A 16,859-nucleotide genomic window follows, 5' to 3' on the forward strand; every position below is an offset into this window, starting at 1 on the left:
ATGTGTTAGTTTGGTTATGAGATTGTTAATACTCAAAGGACGGCATTTTTTTATCAAAAAACAAAAAATTAAATGTTAAAAAATAAATTAACCGTTCCAGTACCCTATTTTTGTATCTTCTTAAAACCCAAATTAGTTAATCGGGGTTTCATTATATATTCTATAATAAATACATGAGCAAAAAAGAAGCCGAAAAAGATCCGCACAAAAATATTATCATAAAAGGTGCACGAGTGCACAACCTTAAAAACATAGATGTTGCCATTCCAAAAAATAAGTTGGTGGTGGTAACGGGCATGTCAGGTTCGGGGAAATCTTCGCTTGCTTTTGATACGCTTTATGCCGAAGGTCAGCGCAGGTACGTAGAAAGTTTATCATCATATGCTCGCCAGTTCATGGGGCGGATGAATAAACCTGATGTAGATTATATAAAAGGTATTGCACCGGCAATTGCCATCGAGCAAAAGGTAATAACCTCAAATCCACGCTCTACGGTGGGTACATCAACAGAAATTTACGATTATTTAAAATTACTTTTCTCCCGTATTGGAAAAACCATTTCGCCAATTTCTGGCAAAGTGGTTAAAAAGGATTCGGTAAGTTCTGTGGTAGATTATGTTGGTTCGCTAGCTGATGATACAACAGTTACAATTTTTTGTCCGCTTTATCCGCATAATAATAGAACCATAAAAGAAGAGCTTGCAATTTTATTGCAAAAGGGATTTTTACGTGTTTTAATTAATAATAAAATTGAAAAAATTGAATCGGTTTTAGACGATGCCGATTTTAAGGATGCTGAATTAAGTGACGACAAAACAGTACAGATTCTTATTGATAGAGTGGTCACCAACCAGGAAGAAGAAACTTTAAGTCGTTTGGCCGATTCTGTTCAAACTGCATTTTTTGAGGGTAAGGGAGATGCTTATGTTGAAGTGCTTGGCAAAACAAAACATTTTAGCGATAGATTTGAATTGGATGGGATGCGTTTCGAAGAACCAACACCAAATTTCTTCTCTTTTAATAATCCTTATGGTGCTTGTAAACGTTGCGAAGGTTATGGGAATGTAATCGGTATTGATGAAGATTTAGTTATTCCAGATAAAAGCAAAAGTGTTTATGATAATGCCATTGCACCCTGGAGAGGGGAAAAAATGGGTATTTGGTTGCAGAATTTTATTAAAGCTTCCAGTAAATTCGATTTCCCGATTCATCGTGCTTTTAACCAGCTTACCGAAAAAGAGCAATCTCTATTATGGACAGGCAATAAATACTTTGAGGGCTTAAATGCTTTTTTCAAAGAGCTTGAAGAACAAACCTACAAAATTCAATACCGGGTAATGTTATCCCGCTACCGCGGAAAAACGGTTTGTCCGGATTGTAAAGGTTCCCGTTTACGTAAGGATGCATCGTATGTTAAAATTGCCGAAAAATCCATTATTGATGTGGTGTTAATGCCTTTGGCTAAAGCACTAACTTTTTTTGGTGATTTAAAATTAAGCGTTAATGATGCGAAAATTGCGAAACGATTATTAGCAGAGATTAACAATCGTTTTCTTTACCTTAATAATGTAGGCTTAGGTTATTTAACTTTAAACCGTTTATCCAACACACTTTCGGGTGGAGAATCGCAGCGTATTAATCTGGCTACTTCATTGGGTAGCAGTTTGGTTGGCTCTATTTATGTTTTGGATGAACCAAGCATTGGTTTGCATCCTCGCGATACAAATAAGCTAATAGAAGTTTTAATCTCTTTGCGCAATGTTGGCAATACCGTTTTGGTTGTAGAGCATGAAGAAGAAATGATGCGTGCTGCAGATTATATTATTGATATCGGTCCGGAAGCGGGTACGCATGGTGGTAATTTGGTTTTTAGCGGCGATTATGAAGCCATCTTAAAAGATAAAAACAGTTTAACTGGAAGGTATTTGTCGGGCGCTGATAAAATTGCCATTCCGGAAAAACGCAGAAAATGGAAGGACCATGTTTTAATTAAAGGTGCAAGAGAAAATAATCTAAAAAATATTGATGTAAAGTTTCCATTAGGGGTATTTACAGCGGTAAGTGGTGTTTCTGGTTCAGGGAAAACAAGTTTAGTAAAGAAAATTCTTTATCCTGCCTTACAAAAAGCCATTGGTAATTATGCCGGTGAACAAACCGGCGCTTACGATGGTATTTTTGGTAATTACGATTTGGTAAGTGCCGTAGAAATGGTCGACCAAAATCCGATTGGTCGTTCTAGCCGTTCAAATCCTGTTACTTATGTAAAAGCCTGGGATGATATTAGGGCTTTATTTTCTTCGCAAGCAGCAGCCAAAGCCGCAGGTTTAAAACCGGCAGCATTCTCGTTTAATGTTGAAGGCGGCCGATGTGATGTTTGCCAGGGTGAAGGAGAAGTGAAAATTGAAATGCAGTTTATGGCTGATATTTATCTGCCTTGCGAAGCTTGCGGTGGAAAGCGTTTTAAGCAACAGGTTTTAGACATCACTTACAAAGAGAAAAATGTATCTGATATTCTGGATATGACCATCGACGAGGCCGTAGATTTCTTCAAGGATGAACAAAAAATTCTGAATAAACTTAATCCATTGGTTGATGTAGGCTTGGGCTATGTTCATTTAGGTCAATCTTCAAATACTTTATCCGGTGGTGAAGCACAGCGTATTAAACTTGCTTCGTTTTTGATAAAAGGCAATAATGCAAATAAAACCCTGTTCATCTTTGATGAGCCAACAACAGGTTTGCATTTCCACGATATAAAGAAATTATTAAAGGCTTTAAATACTTTAATTGAGCAAGGCAATACCATTTTGGTTATTGAACACAATATGGATATGATTAAATGCGCCGATTGGGTAATTGATATTGGCCCTGAAGGTGGTGATGGTGGCGGACAGCTTGTTTTTGAAGGCGTTCCGGAAGATTTAGTGAAAGAGAAAAACTCTTACACCGGAAAATATTTAGCTGACCATTTAAAATAAATTTATACTTTCGGCAATGCTTTTTCTAACGTTTTTAATTGGCATCCTTCTAAATGCAATGGGCTATATTCCGCCCGGTAATATTAACTTAACCGTTGCGCAATTGGCCATTAACAAAGGCATGCGCCAGGTTTGGTATTTCATTTTATCGTTCTCGGTTGTGGAGGTTTTCTTTACTTTCGGGATGATGCGTTTTGCCCGTTGGGCCATGAGCGACATTAATCCAAATGAAGCGGTTAGCGAAGTAAGGCTCGGAACCTTGGTAGATTGTTTTATGATTCTCATGTTTATCACCATGGGAACAATTACATGGATTAACCGTAAAAAAGCGCCTAAAACCAGCAATAAAAAAGAAGATAAACGTAGCGGAAGTGTATTATATGGTTTAATTCTGGGGGTTTTAAATCCCGTTCAAATTCCGTTCTGGTTATTCTTTGGCAATTATGTCATCTTACACGAATGGATTGAAACCGATTATTTATCACTCGTGATTTTTAGTCTTGGTTCTGGTGTCGGTTCGGCGCTCGCTTTGTATCTATATGCGCATTTTGCAACATTTATTCAAGAGAAATTTGCACTAAGCAGCCTAATCATTAATAAATCGATAGCGATATTTTTGTATGTTCTGGCAACCTACTTAATCGTAAAGCAAGCAATTATTATATTTTAGGATTTGTCTTGATCAGTCGTTATTCTGAACTTGTTTCAGAATCTCTTTATTTAATCCGTTGGGTAAAGCCAAACGGTAACGAATAGGGGATTTGTCGTCATTGCGAGTTACGAAGCAATCTTAAAGCGATAGCCTTAAATTTTACAAGAGATTGCTTCGTACCTCGCAATGACGAGATGTATAGTACCTTCGTCATTTTGAACTTGTTTCAGAATCTCTTGCGATTCAAAATTGATCATTTGGAAATGAATGCTCAGATTATGATGGCGGCCTACACTCCCGCCAAACACTTTAATCGCTGCGCTCATGTTCGTTTATGTCGGGTTTAGGTACAATGGACTGTGCATTAAAAAAACCTCTCAAAATGGTTCCCGTTTTAATTTAAATAGCCCCGACATAACGGAAATCCTTTTGGCTCACCAAACTTTGGAAGTCTATAAAGCACCTTTGGGAAGATACGTTGTGAATTTAGCCAAAAGATTGTAGTGTTGGCGGGACTGCCGCAACCAAATGGCTACTGCTTTTGCGCTCCAAATAATTTATTACTTCGTGTTTCGCAAAGATGAGATGTATAGTACCTTCGTCATTCTGAAAGTGTTTCAGAATATCTGTTCGCTAACTATTTCAAAAATTCTACATTCCAAATCTTTTCTGCCTTTCTTCCAATTAACCAGAACGAAGCGGCAAGGACAGAGAAGAAAAGCGCTTTATGCCAACTATCCCAAAAATATTCAAAATAGCGGGTGTAAAGGTTTATAAACAGAAAGGTAATTCCAAACTCGCGGGCAATATCATCTCTATATTTTAAGCCATACAATGTACTTGCCAAACAAACAGCAGCAGAAATTAAGGCCCAATAAAATAAACTTAATTGCCTGATCTTATACCATTCTTCCAAGCTGGCAAAATTGCCAAAAACAGAAAGTGCCCAAAGTGAAACAAATAGGTAAACCATTCCGGCGATATAAGTAACCTGAAAAAAATGTTGGGTTTTGGAGTTAACTTTCATCAGGAAAGAAGCAGCGGTTAAAATTGCACCGAAGATTACAAACCTTAAAGGGTAATTCATGCCAAGAAAATAATAATTCCAGCGACTTAAATATCCCGTTTCGGTACCAAACCAAGCGCCAAGAGAGATTAATGCAAAAATCCAAATTAGTCTGGATTTAAAAATGTAGCCCAAAGCACCATAAATAAACACCGATATTAAAATCAGAATGGAGAAATTACCAGAGCCATTATCCAAGGCTTTTCCGAAATAGGCAATGGCATTTGCGGTTAAAAGTATTGCTGAAAATACAATCGCCTCATTGCTAAATTTTAAATTGGGCAGGTTCTTTTTTCTTCTAAATCCAAAGATGTATAGCCATGCCGCTATACCACCCGAAACAATTGCAATAACAATGTTTGGTGTATTGTAAACTCTTTTTAGATAGTTTAAGATAGAGTTATCGATGAGCAAGGAACCAAGCGCAATAAAACCGCAAGCAAGTGCAATCCAAAAGGCGTATTGCGCTAAGCGTAACCAGTCGAAATCTTTGGTATCGTAGCTTTTTCTAAGCTTTTGTCCGGTTTCTTGATTAATTAAACCATCAGTTTCCCATTGGTCAATCATGTCATCTAAAAACTCACTTTTTTCTCTATCGACTCTCATAGGTTAGGTTGTAGACGAAGATATGTTTTTTAGATGGTAGTCGGAAGACCGGTTATTTAAGAAAAGTATCGTCATTGCGAGGCACGAAGCAATCTACATTGTTATAGATTGCTTCGTGCCTCGCAATGACGAAGAGGATTTAAATCACCTCCTTAATCTTCTTGTTATTTCCAACAATCCAAATCACATCGCCATTATCAAAAATGAAATCAGATGAAGGATTAAGAATTCTTTCTGCACCACGTTCAATGCCCACAATAAGCGCTTGTGCCTTTTCTCTGATTCCGGCGTTGCGGATGCTTAAACCATAAACGGGCGATTCGGTATTGACCACAACCTTTTGCAAAGTCATTTCCTTATCAGGGAAACTATTTTCTTCTTCTATTTCTGGTGTGTTAACTTCTAAAATAGCCTTTACCATGGCTAGTTGGTCGTCGGCACCAATAAGTAGTAATTTATCATTCGGGTAAAGCCGTTCATCGCGTCCAGGCGTTGGAATTGTATTTCTTCCACGTTCAATCATAGCAATGTTTACACCGAATTTTTCTCTAATCATCAATTCGGTAAGTGTTTTGCCAACCACTTCCGATTCTGGTGAAACTTTAAGCTCCGTTAAGTGGGTATCCCAGGGTAAAATATCTGGTTTTTGATGCTCTCTGGCATTTAAGTTTTTTATAAATCGTCGTTCCAGTTTATCATAAAATGATTGAAGCTTTCTGGAGAAGATTATCATTCCGAGTACAATTAATCCTAGTGCAATCAGGGCAGCAATCCAGGTATCGAAAAACTCATACATTAAAAATCCAACAAAGAAAATTCCTAGTGCCACCCTGAAAAACTCAATGGCAATTAAAGGTCCGCGAGTATACTTTTTATTTAACCAGAGGTGAGAATAAGCCGTTTTTTGAATCCTGCGGATAGATAATGCCCATAAAAAAGGCGACATTAAGATAAACGAAAGTGCTACACTAATTATAATAGAAGTTAATCCGTTAGTAATATTCTTAACCATAAACGGTTGTAAATATCTCGCAGTAAGAAAGATAACTGCAATGATAATTACCGAATGAATAATTGTATTGGAGATGTATGAACGAAGTAGGATTTTCCAATCGCTTAGGGTGGTAATGCCTGCGGTACTCGAGCTATATCTTTCAATACCATCCAACCATTTTTTTGGTAAAACCCGGTTTAAGAAGTTGTAAAAGCTTTCTGAAGATTTAATTAAATATGGTGTTGTAAAGGTTGTAATGGCTGATGCCGCTACTGCGATTGGGTAAAGGAATTCGCTGGTAACTTTTAGTGTTAAACCCAATGTTGCGATAATGAAAGAAAATTCGCCAATTTGGGCTAAACTCATTCCGGCTTGAACAGAAGTTTTCAGCGGCTGACCCGATAATAAAGCGCCAAGAGATGAACTGATTAATTTTCCAAGTACAGTAGCCAATGTTACCACTACAATTGGGAAAGCATAATCAACCAGAACTTTAGGGTCGATTAGCATACCAACAGAAACGAAGAATACGGCAGCAAATAAATCTTTAACAGATTTTGTTAAATGCTCTATTTTTTCTGCCTGCGTAGTTTCTGCTAAAATTGAACCCATAATAAATGCGCCAAGAGCAGGTGAGAAGCCAACTTTAACTGCAAGTAAAACCATCACCAGGCATAGCGCTAAAGAAACGATGAGCATGGTTTCATCGTTCATAAGTTTTCTTGTGGCTTTTAAAAATGTTGGAATTAAGAAAATCCCCGCTAAAAACCATAGAACTAAGAAAAACGCAAGTTTTAGAATGGATACCAGCATTTCTGAACCTGCAAATTGCTGACTTACCGCCAATGTTGAAAGTAGCACTAACAATAAAATGGCTACCAAATCTTCCACAATCAATACGCCAAATACCAAGCCTGCAAACTTTTTATGTTTAACGCCTAGTTCTTCAAAAGCCCTTATGATAATTGTTGTTGAGGATACCGATAAAATACCACCGAGGAAGATACTATCCATTGTGCTCCAACCCATCAATGAGCCAGCTGCGTAGCCAATGAGGAGCATAAAAATAACCTCAACAATCGCGGTTACGGATGACGAACCACCAACTTTAACTAGTTTTTTGAAACTGAATTCTAAACCTAAACTAAAAAGCAGGAAGATTACACCAATTTCGGCCCAAATGGTTATGCTTTTGTGGTCGGTTACAGTTGGTAAAAATTTGAAATGTGGACCAACCATCAAGCCTGCTAATATGTAGCCTAATACAAGGGGTTGCTTAATTTTTTTAAATAGTAAAGTTATTATCCCTGCAGCGGCAAGTATTAATCCTAAATCGGCAATTAAATCTGGTAAATGAATCATTTTATTTTAAAATGCTTAAAAATTAAAAATTTTAAATTCGGCTAAATCAATGAATGAAATTGTTTTACCCGCTTATTATAGAATGAAATTTACTTACCAAAAAACATGTTTTGGATAGAGTATTTTGAATAAACACCGATAATGATTATCTAATTTATTCAAAAAAACTTTAGTATTTAATGCTTTGAATATTAAAACTGCAAATGCAGAAAATAGAAATATTATAAATATTGATGGATGAATTTTAAATGATGTAGCTGATGAAATAAAATCTTTTTGCAGATGTTCATTTTCGCTTTTTAAATTATCATCAAGCCCGATATTTTTCTTAGTAGTAAAAAAATACAGCTTTGTGTTGGATTCAATTTTATTGATTGCTACTTTTTTTTGCGAAGCAAAGCCTGCAAATGAAACAAAAATTAAAGAGAACAGAAAGATATGAAAAAGCCTCATTGCCGCTAATATAGCGAAAATGAGGCTTTTTTATGGTGGAAAAGCTTGAAAAAATCTATTTTGATATTGAGCTGAAAAACTCCAGTGTTGCTTCTTTGTCTTTTTGAAGCTGTACCGTTAGGGCCTCTAAGCCTGTAAACTTTACATCATGGCGAAGGAATTTTAAGAAATTCATTTTAATATCCTGGCCATAAATTTCTCGGTTAAAATCAAATATGTTCACCTCAATATTTCTGGTCATGCCGTTTATGGTTGGGCGTTGGCCAATGTAAGCCATACCTTTGAAAGTTGAAAGTTTAGGGTGCTCCTTTGAACTTTGAACTTTAAACTCTTCACTTTTCACTTCTAACTTTTCACTTTCTAAACTCATTTCAATAGTAACGGCATAAATGCCATCACCTGGAATAAGCTTGTAGGTTTCTTCAACAAAAATATTTGCAGTTGGAAAACCAATCGTCCTGCCAATTTTATCGCCCTTAATCACCCTTCCGTAAATCGAAAAAGGGTAACCCAAATAATCGGCAGCTAAACTTACATCGCCTGCTAAAAGTGCCTGACGGATTTTAGTAGAACTTACTGCAACATCATGGATGTCTTGTTCGGCAATTTCTTCAACAGTAAAACCAAAATGCAAACCTGCAGCTTTTAAGTCATCTAAATTTCCTGCTCTATCTTTTCCGAAACGATGATCGTAACCAATGATGATGTGTTTTGTACCAATATTATTTACTAAGGTATTTTGGATATAATCTTCAGGAATTTGATTAGAAAAATCGCGGGTAAATGGTGTGATGATTAAATGATCTACACCCAGGCTTTTTAAAATTTCGGCCTTTTCATTTATGGTGTTAATCATTTTCAAGTCCTGATTTTCGGGATCGATAATCATTCTTGGGTGAGGGAAAAATGTAAGGATTACACTTTCACCTCCATCTGCTTTGGCTTTTGCAACAAGTTGTTTGATTATTTTTTGATGCCCGAAATGAACACCATCAAAAGTACCAATGGTAACGATGGCATTATCTAGTTTAGAAAATTCGGAAAGGTTATTATATATTTTCAATGATGATATTTTTATGGTTTGGGTTTTTGCGTGAGGGATGGAAGCGGTATCTCCCGATTTTTCATCGGGAATTTAGCATACAGCCCGACCCCTTGCGTAGCTTGGGGGCACGCCCAAATTTATTTTATTATTTTAATGTAAGGCATGGCGTTTTACAACACCTCCCTTTATATCTGCAATTTGATGCTGAATTACAAAGGCATCAGGGTCTATTTGCCTGATGGCGGTTTGCAATTTGCTCATCTCCAGTTTAGTTACAACAGTAAAAATGATGTCAATGTTTTTCTTCTCGCCATAACCACCAGAACCTTTATAAATGGTAACACCACGTTTCATATCGCCTATAATGTAGCCCTTTATAGATTCTTGCTTTTCGGAAATGATGGTAACACCAGTATATTGCTCAATTCCGTTAACGATAAAATCGATGGTGTAAGAGGCTGATAAATACGTTAAAATTGCATACAAAGCGGTTTCGATGTTCAGAAAATATGCCGCGAAAGCAAAAATGATAATATTTAGGATGAGTACAATATTACCAACGGTTAAAATGCTGTTTTTACTGATATAAAGCGCTAAAACTTCAGTTCCATCAATAACGCAACCACCACGCATGGCCAAACCGATTCCTGCGCCTAAAAATAAACCACCGAAAAAGGCAATCAATAATTTATCGTGTGTGATGGGTTCAAAAGGTAAAAAAGCTAAAGATATTGAAAGTGCAGCGATGGCAATAGCCGTTTTAAGCGCAAAGGTTTTACCGATTTGCCTATAGCCTAATATCACAAACGGAATATTAATGATTACGATTAAGTAAGATAAATCCCAGTCGGTCAGCGTTCTTAACAAAAGTGAAATTCCGGTAACGCCACCATCAATAAAATGGCTTGGCATTAAAAAGCTTTTTAAACCGAAACAAGCTGATGTTACGCCAGCTGTGATTAATAAAACTTCTTTTATAAACCTTGCATTTTTGTTTTTTAAGTGGTTCATACCTCGTTAGCGGGTTTTGCTTCTTCCTTTTTGCTACGAATATAATTAACAAGCTCTAAAACCTCAAATGAATTTGAAAGGTGAAAATTTCCGCTGCGGGTTCTGGTTAATTTAGAAAGATATGCGCCGTTATTTAGGGCTTTCCCAAAATCAGAAACCAACGATCGGATGTAAGTTCCTTTACTGCACACAATTCTAAAATCAATTTCTGGTAATTCTATTCGGGTAATTTCAAATTCTGGAACGGTTACAAAACGTTTACGCAATTCTACTTCCTCGCCCAAACGAGCTTTAACGTAAAGGCGTTCTCCATTTATTTTTACCGCTGAATGTGCTGGTGGATATTGTTCTATATCGCCAGTAAATTGTGGCGTAGCCGCGTAAATTTGTTCATTGGTGATTTGGCTGATGTCGAAAGTTTCGTCAACCTCAGTTTCCATATCGAAAGATGGGGTAGTGGCACCCACAATTAAAGTTCCGGTGTATTCTTTTTCTTCAGCCTGAAAAGTATCTATTTGTTTGGTGAGTTTGCCCGTACAAATAATTAACAAGCCTGTTGCAAGTGGATCCAGTGTGCCGGCATGACCAACCTTTAACTTTAAGGGTTTTAAAGAATTACGAATTTTGCCAACCACATCAAAAGATGTCCATTTGTATGGTTTATTAATTAGCAACAACTCGCCTTCGGCGAAATTAAAGTTTTTAAATTTTGAATTTTCTGTACTCACAAATCTTTTTTGCGCAAAGATACAGATTATATTATTTGCAGATTACGTCCGCTTAGAAGTAGAGCAATAATAATTAAACCTGCAATAATTCTATACCAGCCAAAAACCCTGAAACCATGTTTATTTAAGTAACCGATAAAGCTTTTGATGGCTAATAATGCTACAATGAATGCTACAACATTACCAATAATTAATAGGTTCGTTTGTTCAGGAGTTATGGTGTTTCCGTCTTTATAAAAGTCGTAAAGTTTTTTAGCGGTAGCGGCAAACATGGTAGGAACAGCTAAAAAGAATGAAAATTCTGCTGCTGCCTTTCTGCTTAATTTCTGACTCATACCACCAACAATTGTAGCTCCAGAACGCGAAACGCCAGGAATCATGGCGATACATTGAAAAAAACCAATTTTTAGGGCTGTAAGGTAACTCACGTTTTCTTCTTCGGTAACGGTGGCTTTATTAAACCATTTATCAACAAATAATAAAATAATTCCGCCAACTAATAATGATATTCCAACTGCTAAAGGGCTTTCTAATAATTCATCGATTTTATCGCTTAGTAATAAACCAAAAATAGCGGCCGGAATAAAGGCAACAAATAATTTTAAGTAGAAATTAATGGATTTGAAAAATCTTTTGAAGTATAAAACCACAACAGAAAGTATTGCGCCCAATTGGATGGCCACGGTAAAAAGTTTTACAAATGGATCGCTGGCAATGCCCATTAAAGAAGAGCCGATAATCATATGGCCAGTGCTCGAAACTGGTAAAAACTCAGTTAATCCTTCAATTATTGCAAGGATAATGGCTTCGAAAGAATTCATGTTTTTGTTGGGCGTAATATGAAAGAAAACGCTTAATTTCTGATTAAGCGTTTTCCTGGTTTATCCAAAGGATATAATTATTTTTTTAAAATTGCGTAAATGCCGAAAGCGAAACCGAAAAGCACAACTAAAGGCGCTAATAAAGTTCTGCGGAAATCATAAATATCGCCGCTTGTGCCCATCATTAAAATAAAGCCTACAACAACTATTGCGATACTAATTAATAACAATTGATAATTCTTCTTCGTAAAAACCAATTCGCTTTTTGCTTCTTGCTGTGTAGAGGCTGATTTTTTTTGTGCCATTATCTATATAAATTATATGATTTTAAACGTAAATATCTGCTTACCGCAAACCAGGTACTAATTCCGGTAATAAAGAAACCGATAATTATTAAACCAACGAATACAATTCCAAATTCTTTGTAGTTGTTTAATATAATAATTTCAGGTACTTCTTTGCGGGCATAAATTAATGTAGCCAACAGAATAATTATTGCAATAAATGCAGCGATTAATCCATGTAAAAAGGCAAATAATATAAAAGGACGTCTGATAAAATTTTTAGTTGCACCAACAAGCTGCATACTTTTAATTAAAAAGCGTTGTGAATAAATTGCAAGTCGGATAGTGTTGTTAATCAATGCGATAGCAATAACCAGTAAAATAATGGCAAATGCTAATATGACCAAGCCGATTGTACTGATGTTTTTATTCACCATATCAATTAACGAACTCTGGTAAACCACTTCCTTTACAACCGGATTTTTAGAAATATTAGCTTTTAGGGCTTCAATACTTTTATTGTTTGCCGATTCTGCTTTTAAATAAACATCGAAAGTTGAAGTTAATGGATTGTAACCTAAAAAGTTAACAAAATCCTCACCTAAATCCTGCGTTAAGTTTCTGGCGGCTAACTCTTTATTTACATATTGAGTTTGCTTAACCGCAGGATTCGCATTTAAATCTTTCTGAAAGGCTAAAACGTCAGCTTCTTTAGCGCCTTCATCAACAATAATATTTAGAACAATGTTCTCTTTTACGTAGTTAGAAAGGTTTTTTGCATGAACAAGTACCAAACCAAGAAGCCCAAGCATTAACAAAACCAACGCAATACTAAATATTGTAGAAATGTATATGGTTTTGGTTTTCTTGGATGCGTCGCTTACTTCGAATTCTTCCATGTATTTAATTTTGTTTTTTGCGAAAATATAAATTATACCTGATAAACTCCAATTAATAGGTTTTTAAATGAACAATAACGTTCAATATAAAGCTTTAGTTTAATCAATTTGATAACGTAGTTTTTTAGTCTTTTTTTAAAAGCGGTACGAAATTTGGTAATTGGGCGTTAATATTATAATCTAAAACTTAATCAAACCTAAATGAAAAAACAATTTACCATGTTTTGCCTGTTTCTTTTAACAGCAACAGCGATATTTTCTTGTAAGAAAGACGATAGTTCTTTAAAGGCCCGCATTATTGGCAAATGGACAGTAAATAAAATTGAAGTTAGCGGAAATACAAATGCTGCATTAAACGGCACTTTCAATTATACGGTTAATGATTATATAGATTTTAAAGCGAACGATGATGATCAGGTTGAGTTAAGTTTAAACAGTCAACGTACCATCGGAACATACACGGCTTCGCTTGGCAACGATTTTGTAATGGCCTTTCCTGAGGGGATGTCTTATTCAACGGTTTCTACTTTAACTGGAAACCAATTACAGTTTACCGCCAAAATTGATAAAACTAACATTGTTAAGGTATACTACTTAACACGATAAAATCTTAATCCCCCGATTATTTGCTTGCGCCATTGGTTAATTTAATCAATGGCGCATTTTTTTTGGTTAACTTTTCGTCATTGCGAGTTACGAAGCAATTTATTTTACTATGAAAGATTGCTTCGTGCCTCGCAATGACGACTTATTCGGAACTCGTACCAAAATCAAAATTCCGTGAAAATCTGTGTTTCCGTGGCAAAAATACGGCGAAAATTATGTTTCACTAAACCCCTTAATTTCCGTAATTTCGCCACTTTAAAAATTTAAAACTTGCAATGGATTACCAATTCAAAGAAATAGAACAAAAGTGGCAGAAATTTTGGGCCGACAATCAAACGTTTAAAGCCGAAAGTAATTCTGAAAAGCCAAAATATTATGTGTTAGATATGTTCCCTTATCCATCGGGAGCAGGTTTACATGTTGGTCATCCACTTGGTTACATTGCATCAGATATTTTTTCGAGATATAAACGCCTTAAAGGTTTTAACGTATTGCACCCAATGGGTTACGATTCGTTTGGTTTACCTGCAGAACAATATGCCATTCAAACTGGTCAACACCCGGCAATTACTACCGAAGCAAACATTGCAACTTACCGTAGGCAATTAGATCAAATTGGTTTCTCTTTCGATTGGAGTAGAGAAGTTCGCACTAGTGAGCCATCTTACTACAAATGGACACAATGGATTTTCATGCAGTTGTTTAACTCATGGTATAACATCGAAACAGATAAGGCAGAAAATATTTCAACGCTAATTGAGAAATTCAATGCATCAGGCACAGCCGATGTTAAAGCTGTTTGCGATGAAGATGTGAAATCTTTCTTGCCAAGCGATTGGGCAACTTTTTCTGAAGAGGAAAAACAAGTGGAATTGCTAAAATACCGCATGACTTACCTGAGAGAAAGTACAGTGAACTGGTGCCCGGCTTTGGGAACAGTTTTAGCGAATGATGAGGTCAAAGATGGTTTTTCTGAGCGTGGCGGTTTCCCGGTTGAGCAAAAGAAAATGATGCAGTGGAGCATGAGAATTACGGCTTACTCTGATAGACTTTTGCAAGGTTTAGATACCATCGACTGGCCTGAACCGATTAAAGAAATGCAACGCAATTGGATAGGGAAAAGTGTTGGAGCATCAGTTAAGTTCAAAGTTGAGGGTAGCGATAAACAAATCGAAGTTTTCACCACCCGGGTAGATACCATTTTCGGTGTTTCGTATTTAGTTTTAGCACCAGAACACGAATGGGTAGCAGAGTTAACTACACCAGAACAAAAACAAGAGGTAGAAAATTATATTGCTCAAACTAAAAAGAAATCGGAATTAGACCGCATGGCGGATACAAAAACCGTTTCGGGCGCTTTTACTGGTACATATGTAATTAATCCGGTAAATGGCGAACGTGTTCAATTATGGATTGCCGATTACGTACTTGCAGGTTATGGAACAGGTGCGGTTATGGGGGTGCCAAGTGGCGACCAACGCGATTGGTTGTTCGCAACTTATTTCAATTTGCCAATTATCCAGATTCTGGATGCGCAGCAAAATATAGATACCCAAGCTGACCCAACTAAAGAAGGAAAATACATCAACTCAGGTTTTATTAATGGATTAACTTATAAGGAAGCAGTTCCATTTTTAAATAACTGGTTAGAGGTTGAAGCAGTTGGCAAGGCAAAAGTTAACTTCCGCCAGCGTGATGCGATTTTTGGTCGCCAGCGTTATTGGGGCGAACCAATTCCAGTTTATTTTAAGGATGGGTTACCATATTTATTACAAGAAGAAGAATTGCCTCTAATCTTACCAGAGATTGATAAATATTTACCAACTGAAACCGGAGAGCCACCTTTAGCGAGAGCCGAAAGCTGGACACCCAATGATGGCGAACATTACGAATTAAGTACCATGCCGGGTTGGGCTGGAAGTAGCTGGTATTGGTATCGCTACATGGATGCGAATAACGATAATGATTTTGCATCAAAGGAAGCTGTTGAATACTGGAAGGATGTTGATTTGTATATCGGTGGTTCTGAACATGCAACAGGTCACTTATTGTACAGTCGTTTCTGGAATAAGTTCTTGAAAGATTTGGGTTATACCAAAGAGGAAGAACCTTTCAAAAAATTGATTAACCAGGGAATGATTCAAGGTAGAAGTAATTTTGTTTACAGAATTAACGATGCAGATGGTAAGCCAACAAATACCTATGTTTCAGCTGGATTAAGAAAAGAATACAAAACTTCAGCATTGCATGTTGATGTTAATATTGTAGAAAATGATATCCTTGATATAAACAAATTTAAAACCTGGAGAGAAGAATATGCCAATGCAGAATTCATTCTTGAAGGTGGAAAATACATCTGCGGTATTGAAGTAGAAAAAATGTCTAAATCAAAATTCAATGTGGTTAATCCAGATGATTTGATTGAGCGTTATGGAGCTGATACTTTACGTATGTATGAGATGTTTTTAGGTCCGTTGGAGCAAAGTAAACCTTGGAATACCAACGGTATTGAAGGTGTATTTAAATTCTTGCGTAAGTTTTGGAGATTATTCCATAACGAAGCTTGGGAATTCACAGTTACAGATGCTGAGCCAACAAAAGCCGAACTGAAATCATTACATAAAATCATTAAAAAAGTACAAGATGATATTGAGCGTTTCTCATTTAATACATCAGTATCAAGCTTTATGATTGCGGTAAATGAGCTAACGGATTTGAAATCAAATAAGCGTGCTATTTTGCAAGATATGGTGGTTATTTTATCGCCTTATGCACCACATATTTGTGAAGAACTTTGGGTACAGTTGGGTAACCAAGCCGGAAGTTTATCTTACACGGCGTTCCCAATTTTCAACCCTGAACATTTGGTAGAAGATGAGTTTGCTTATCCAGTTTCTGTTAATGGTAAAATGAAAATGAATCTGAACCTAAGTTTAACTTTAGCACAACCAGAAGTGGAAGCTATTTTGATGGCTAATGAGCAATTCCAGAAATTTTTAGATGGCAAAGCGCCAAAGAAAATCATTTTTGTAAAAGGAAAGATTATTAATGTTGTAGTTTAAGTTTTTTAAGTTGAAAAATTAAAGACTAAAGCTTTCTTATAATGATTCATAAAAAAAACCTGAGTTGATTTTTCAACTCAGGTTTTTTTTATGCGCTTCGTCATTGCGAGGCACGAAGCAATCTATTCTCGCCAGAGATTGCTTCGTGCCTCGCAATGACGGTCGTTCTTGGGTGGTTTACTAAAGCATATCGCCTATTCATTGCCGTCCGGCTTCAGCCGACGGATAAAAAAACCGAGCTGTAATTTTACAACTCGGTTTTCTTATTTGCAAAGTAGCTTTTCGCTTTAGT

13 protein-coding genes are annotated in these 16,859 nt (G+C 36.4%); 4 read left to right on the plus strand and 9 right to left on the minus strand.

The features are described from left to right. The first annotated feature begins 173 nt into the window (after positions 1-173). Together uvrA and R2Q16_RS06315 are read left to right on the plus strand one after the other, a co-directional pair. On the plus strand, positions 174-2,978 hold the full coding sequence (gene uvrA / locus R2Q16_RS06310) for an excinuclease ABC subunit UvrA (protein WP_316735867.1): 2,805 nt from the start codon (positions 174-176) through the stop codon (positions 2,976-2,978). Between the two features lie 16 nt (positions 2,979-2,994). Continuing rightward, the gene (locus tag R2Q16_RS06315; RefSeq protein WP_316735868.1) at positions 2,995-3,648 is read left to right on the plus strand and encodes a LysE family transporter; all 654 of its coding nucleotides are present in this window, start codon (positions 2,995-2,997) and stop codon (positions 3,646-3,648) included. 619 nt (positions 3,649-4,267) lie between these two features. On the opposite strand, the gene R2Q16_RS06320 is transcribed toward R2Q16_RS06315, so the two are convergent. From R2Q16_RS06320 to R2Q16_RS06360, 9 genes are all read right to left on the minus strand, one after another. Next, the gene (locus R2Q16_RS06320; protein ID WP_316735869.1) at positions 4,268-5,302 is read right to left on the minus strand and encodes a DUF2157 domain-containing protein; all 1,035 of its coding nucleotides are present in this window, start codon (positions 5,300-5,302) and stop codon (positions 4,268-4,270) included. 139 nt (positions 5,303-5,441) lie between these two features. Beyond that, positions 5,442-7,658 carry a cation:proton antiporter gene (locus R2Q16_RS06325; protein ID WP_316735871.1) on the minus strand — a complete coding sequence of 739 codons (2,217 nt, stop codon included), beginning with the start codon at positions 7,656-7,658 and terminating at the stop codon, positions 5,442-5,444. A gap of 93 nt (positions 7,659-7,751) precedes the next feature. Next, positions 7,752-8,111, minus strand: a complete 360-nt coding sequence (locus R2Q16_RS06330; protein WP_316735873.1) for a hypothetical protein — start codon at positions 8,109-8,111, stop codon at positions 7,752-7,754. Between the two features lie 55 nt (positions 8,112-8,166). After that, positions 8,167-9,174 carry a bifunctional riboflavin kinase/FAD synthetase gene (locus R2Q16_RS06335; protein WP_316735875.1) on the minus strand — a complete coding sequence of 336 codons (1,008 nt, stop codon included), beginning with the start codon at positions 9,172-9,174 and terminating at the stop codon, positions 8,167-8,169. A gap of 132 nt (positions 9,175-9,306) precedes the next feature. After that, positions 9,307-10,167: a YitT family protein gene (locus R2Q16_RS06340; protein ID WP_316735877.1), complete on the minus strand. Its 861-nt coding sequence runs from the start codon at positions 10,165-10,167 to the stop codon at positions 9,307-9,309. After that, entirely contained in the window at positions 10,164-10,895 is a 732-nt protein-coding gene (gene truB / locus R2Q16_RS06345; RefSeq protein WP_316735878.1) for a tRNA pseudouridine(55) synthase TruB, read from the minus strand. Before truB ends, R2Q16_RS06340 begins: the two co-directional genes overlap by 4 nt. 26 nt (positions 10,896-10,921) lie before the next feature. Then, positions 10,922-11,716, minus strand: coding sequence for an undecaprenyl-diphosphate phosphatase (locus tag R2Q16_RS06350; RefSeq protein ID WP_316735879.1), 795 nt, complete (start codon positions 11,714-11,716; stop codon positions 10,922-10,924). A gap of 77 nt (positions 11,717-11,793) precedes the next feature. After that, complete coding sequence (locus tag R2Q16_RS06355; RefSeq protein WP_316735881.1) at positions 11,794-12,021, minus strand: DUF3098 domain-containing protein; 228 nt, start codon at positions 12,019-12,021, stop codon at positions 11,794-11,796. Continuing rightward, complete coding sequence (locus R2Q16_RS06360) at positions 12,021-12,899, minus strand: cell division protein FtsX (RefSeq protein WP_316735883.1); 879 nt, start codon at positions 12,897-12,899, stop codon at positions 12,021-12,023. Before R2Q16_RS06360 ends, R2Q16_RS06355 begins: the two co-directional genes overlap by 1 nt. Before the next feature lie 201 nt (positions 12,900-13,100). On the opposite strand from R2Q16_RS06360, the gene R2Q16_RS06365 reads away from it, so the two are divergent. Both R2Q16_RS06365 and leuS read left to right on the plus strand, forming a co-directional pair. Further along, positions 13,101-13,505 (plus strand): lipocalin family protein, encoded by a 405-nt coding sequence (locus tag R2Q16_RS06365; RefSeq protein WP_316735886.1) that lies wholly within the window; start codon positions 13,101-13,103, stop codon positions 13,503-13,505. A gap of 275 nt (positions 13,506-13,780) precedes the next feature. Continuing rightward, complete coding sequence (gene leuS, locus R2Q16_RS06370; RefSeq protein WP_316735887.1) at positions 13,781-16,567, plus strand: leucine--tRNA ligase; 2,787 nt, start codon at positions 13,781-13,783, stop codon at positions 16,565-16,567. Positions 16,568-16,859 lie beyond the last annotated feature (292 nt).

This window comes from Pedobacter aquatilis (assembly GCF_032678425.1).
Lineage (GTDB): Bacteria > Bacteroidota > Bacteroidia > Sphingobacteriales > Sphingobacteriaceae > Pedobacter > Pedobacter aquatilis_B.

What these genes read in the sequence shown, in the direction of transcription:
- uvrA (WP_316735867.1), top strand. Translation starts at nt 174, where the DNA reads ATGAGCAAAAAAGAAGCCGAAAAAGATCCGCACAAAAATATTATCATA.
- R2Q16_RS06315 (WP_316735868.1), top strand. Translation starts at nt 2,995, where the DNA reads ATGCTTTTTCTAACGTTTTTAATTGGCATCCTTCTAAATGCAATGGGC.
- R2Q16_RS06320 (WP_316735869.1), bottom strand. Translation starts at nt 5,302, where the DNA reads ATGAGAGTCGATAGAGAAAAAAGTGAGTTTTTAGATGACATGATTGAC.
- R2Q16_RS06325 (WP_316735871.1), bottom strand. Translation starts at nt 7,658, where the DNA reads ATGATTCATTTACCAGATTTAATTGCCGATTTAGGATTAATACTTGCC.
- R2Q16_RS06330 (WP_316735873.1), bottom strand. Translation starts at nt 8,111, where the DNA reads ATGAGGCTTTTTCATATCTTTCTGTTCTCTTTAATTTTTGTTTCATTT.
- R2Q16_RS06340 (WP_316735877.1), bottom strand. Translation starts at nt 10,167, where the DNA reads ATGAACCACTTAAAAAACAAAAATGCAAGGTTTATAAAAGAAGTTTTA.
- R2Q16_RS06350 (WP_316735879.1), bottom strand. Translation starts at nt 11,716, where the DNA reads ATGAATTCTTTCGAAGCCATTATCCTTGCAATAATTGAAGGATTAACT.
- R2Q16_RS06355 (WP_316735881.1), bottom strand. Translation starts at nt 12,021, where the DNA reads ATGGCACAAAAAAAATCAGCCTCTACACAGCAAGAAGCAAAAAGCGAA.
- R2Q16_RS06360 (WP_316735883.1), bottom strand. Translation starts at nt 12,899, where the DNA reads ATGGAAGAATTCGAAGTAAGCGACGCATCCAAGAAAACCAAAACCATA.
- R2Q16_RS06365 (WP_316735886.1), top strand. Translation starts at nt 13,101, where the DNA reads ATGAAAAAACAATTTACCATGTTTTGCCTGTTTCTTTTAACAGCAACA.
- leuS (WP_316735887.1), top strand. Translation starts at nt 13,781, where the DNA reads ATGGATTACCAATTCAAAGAAATAGAACAAAAGTGGCAGAAATTTTGG.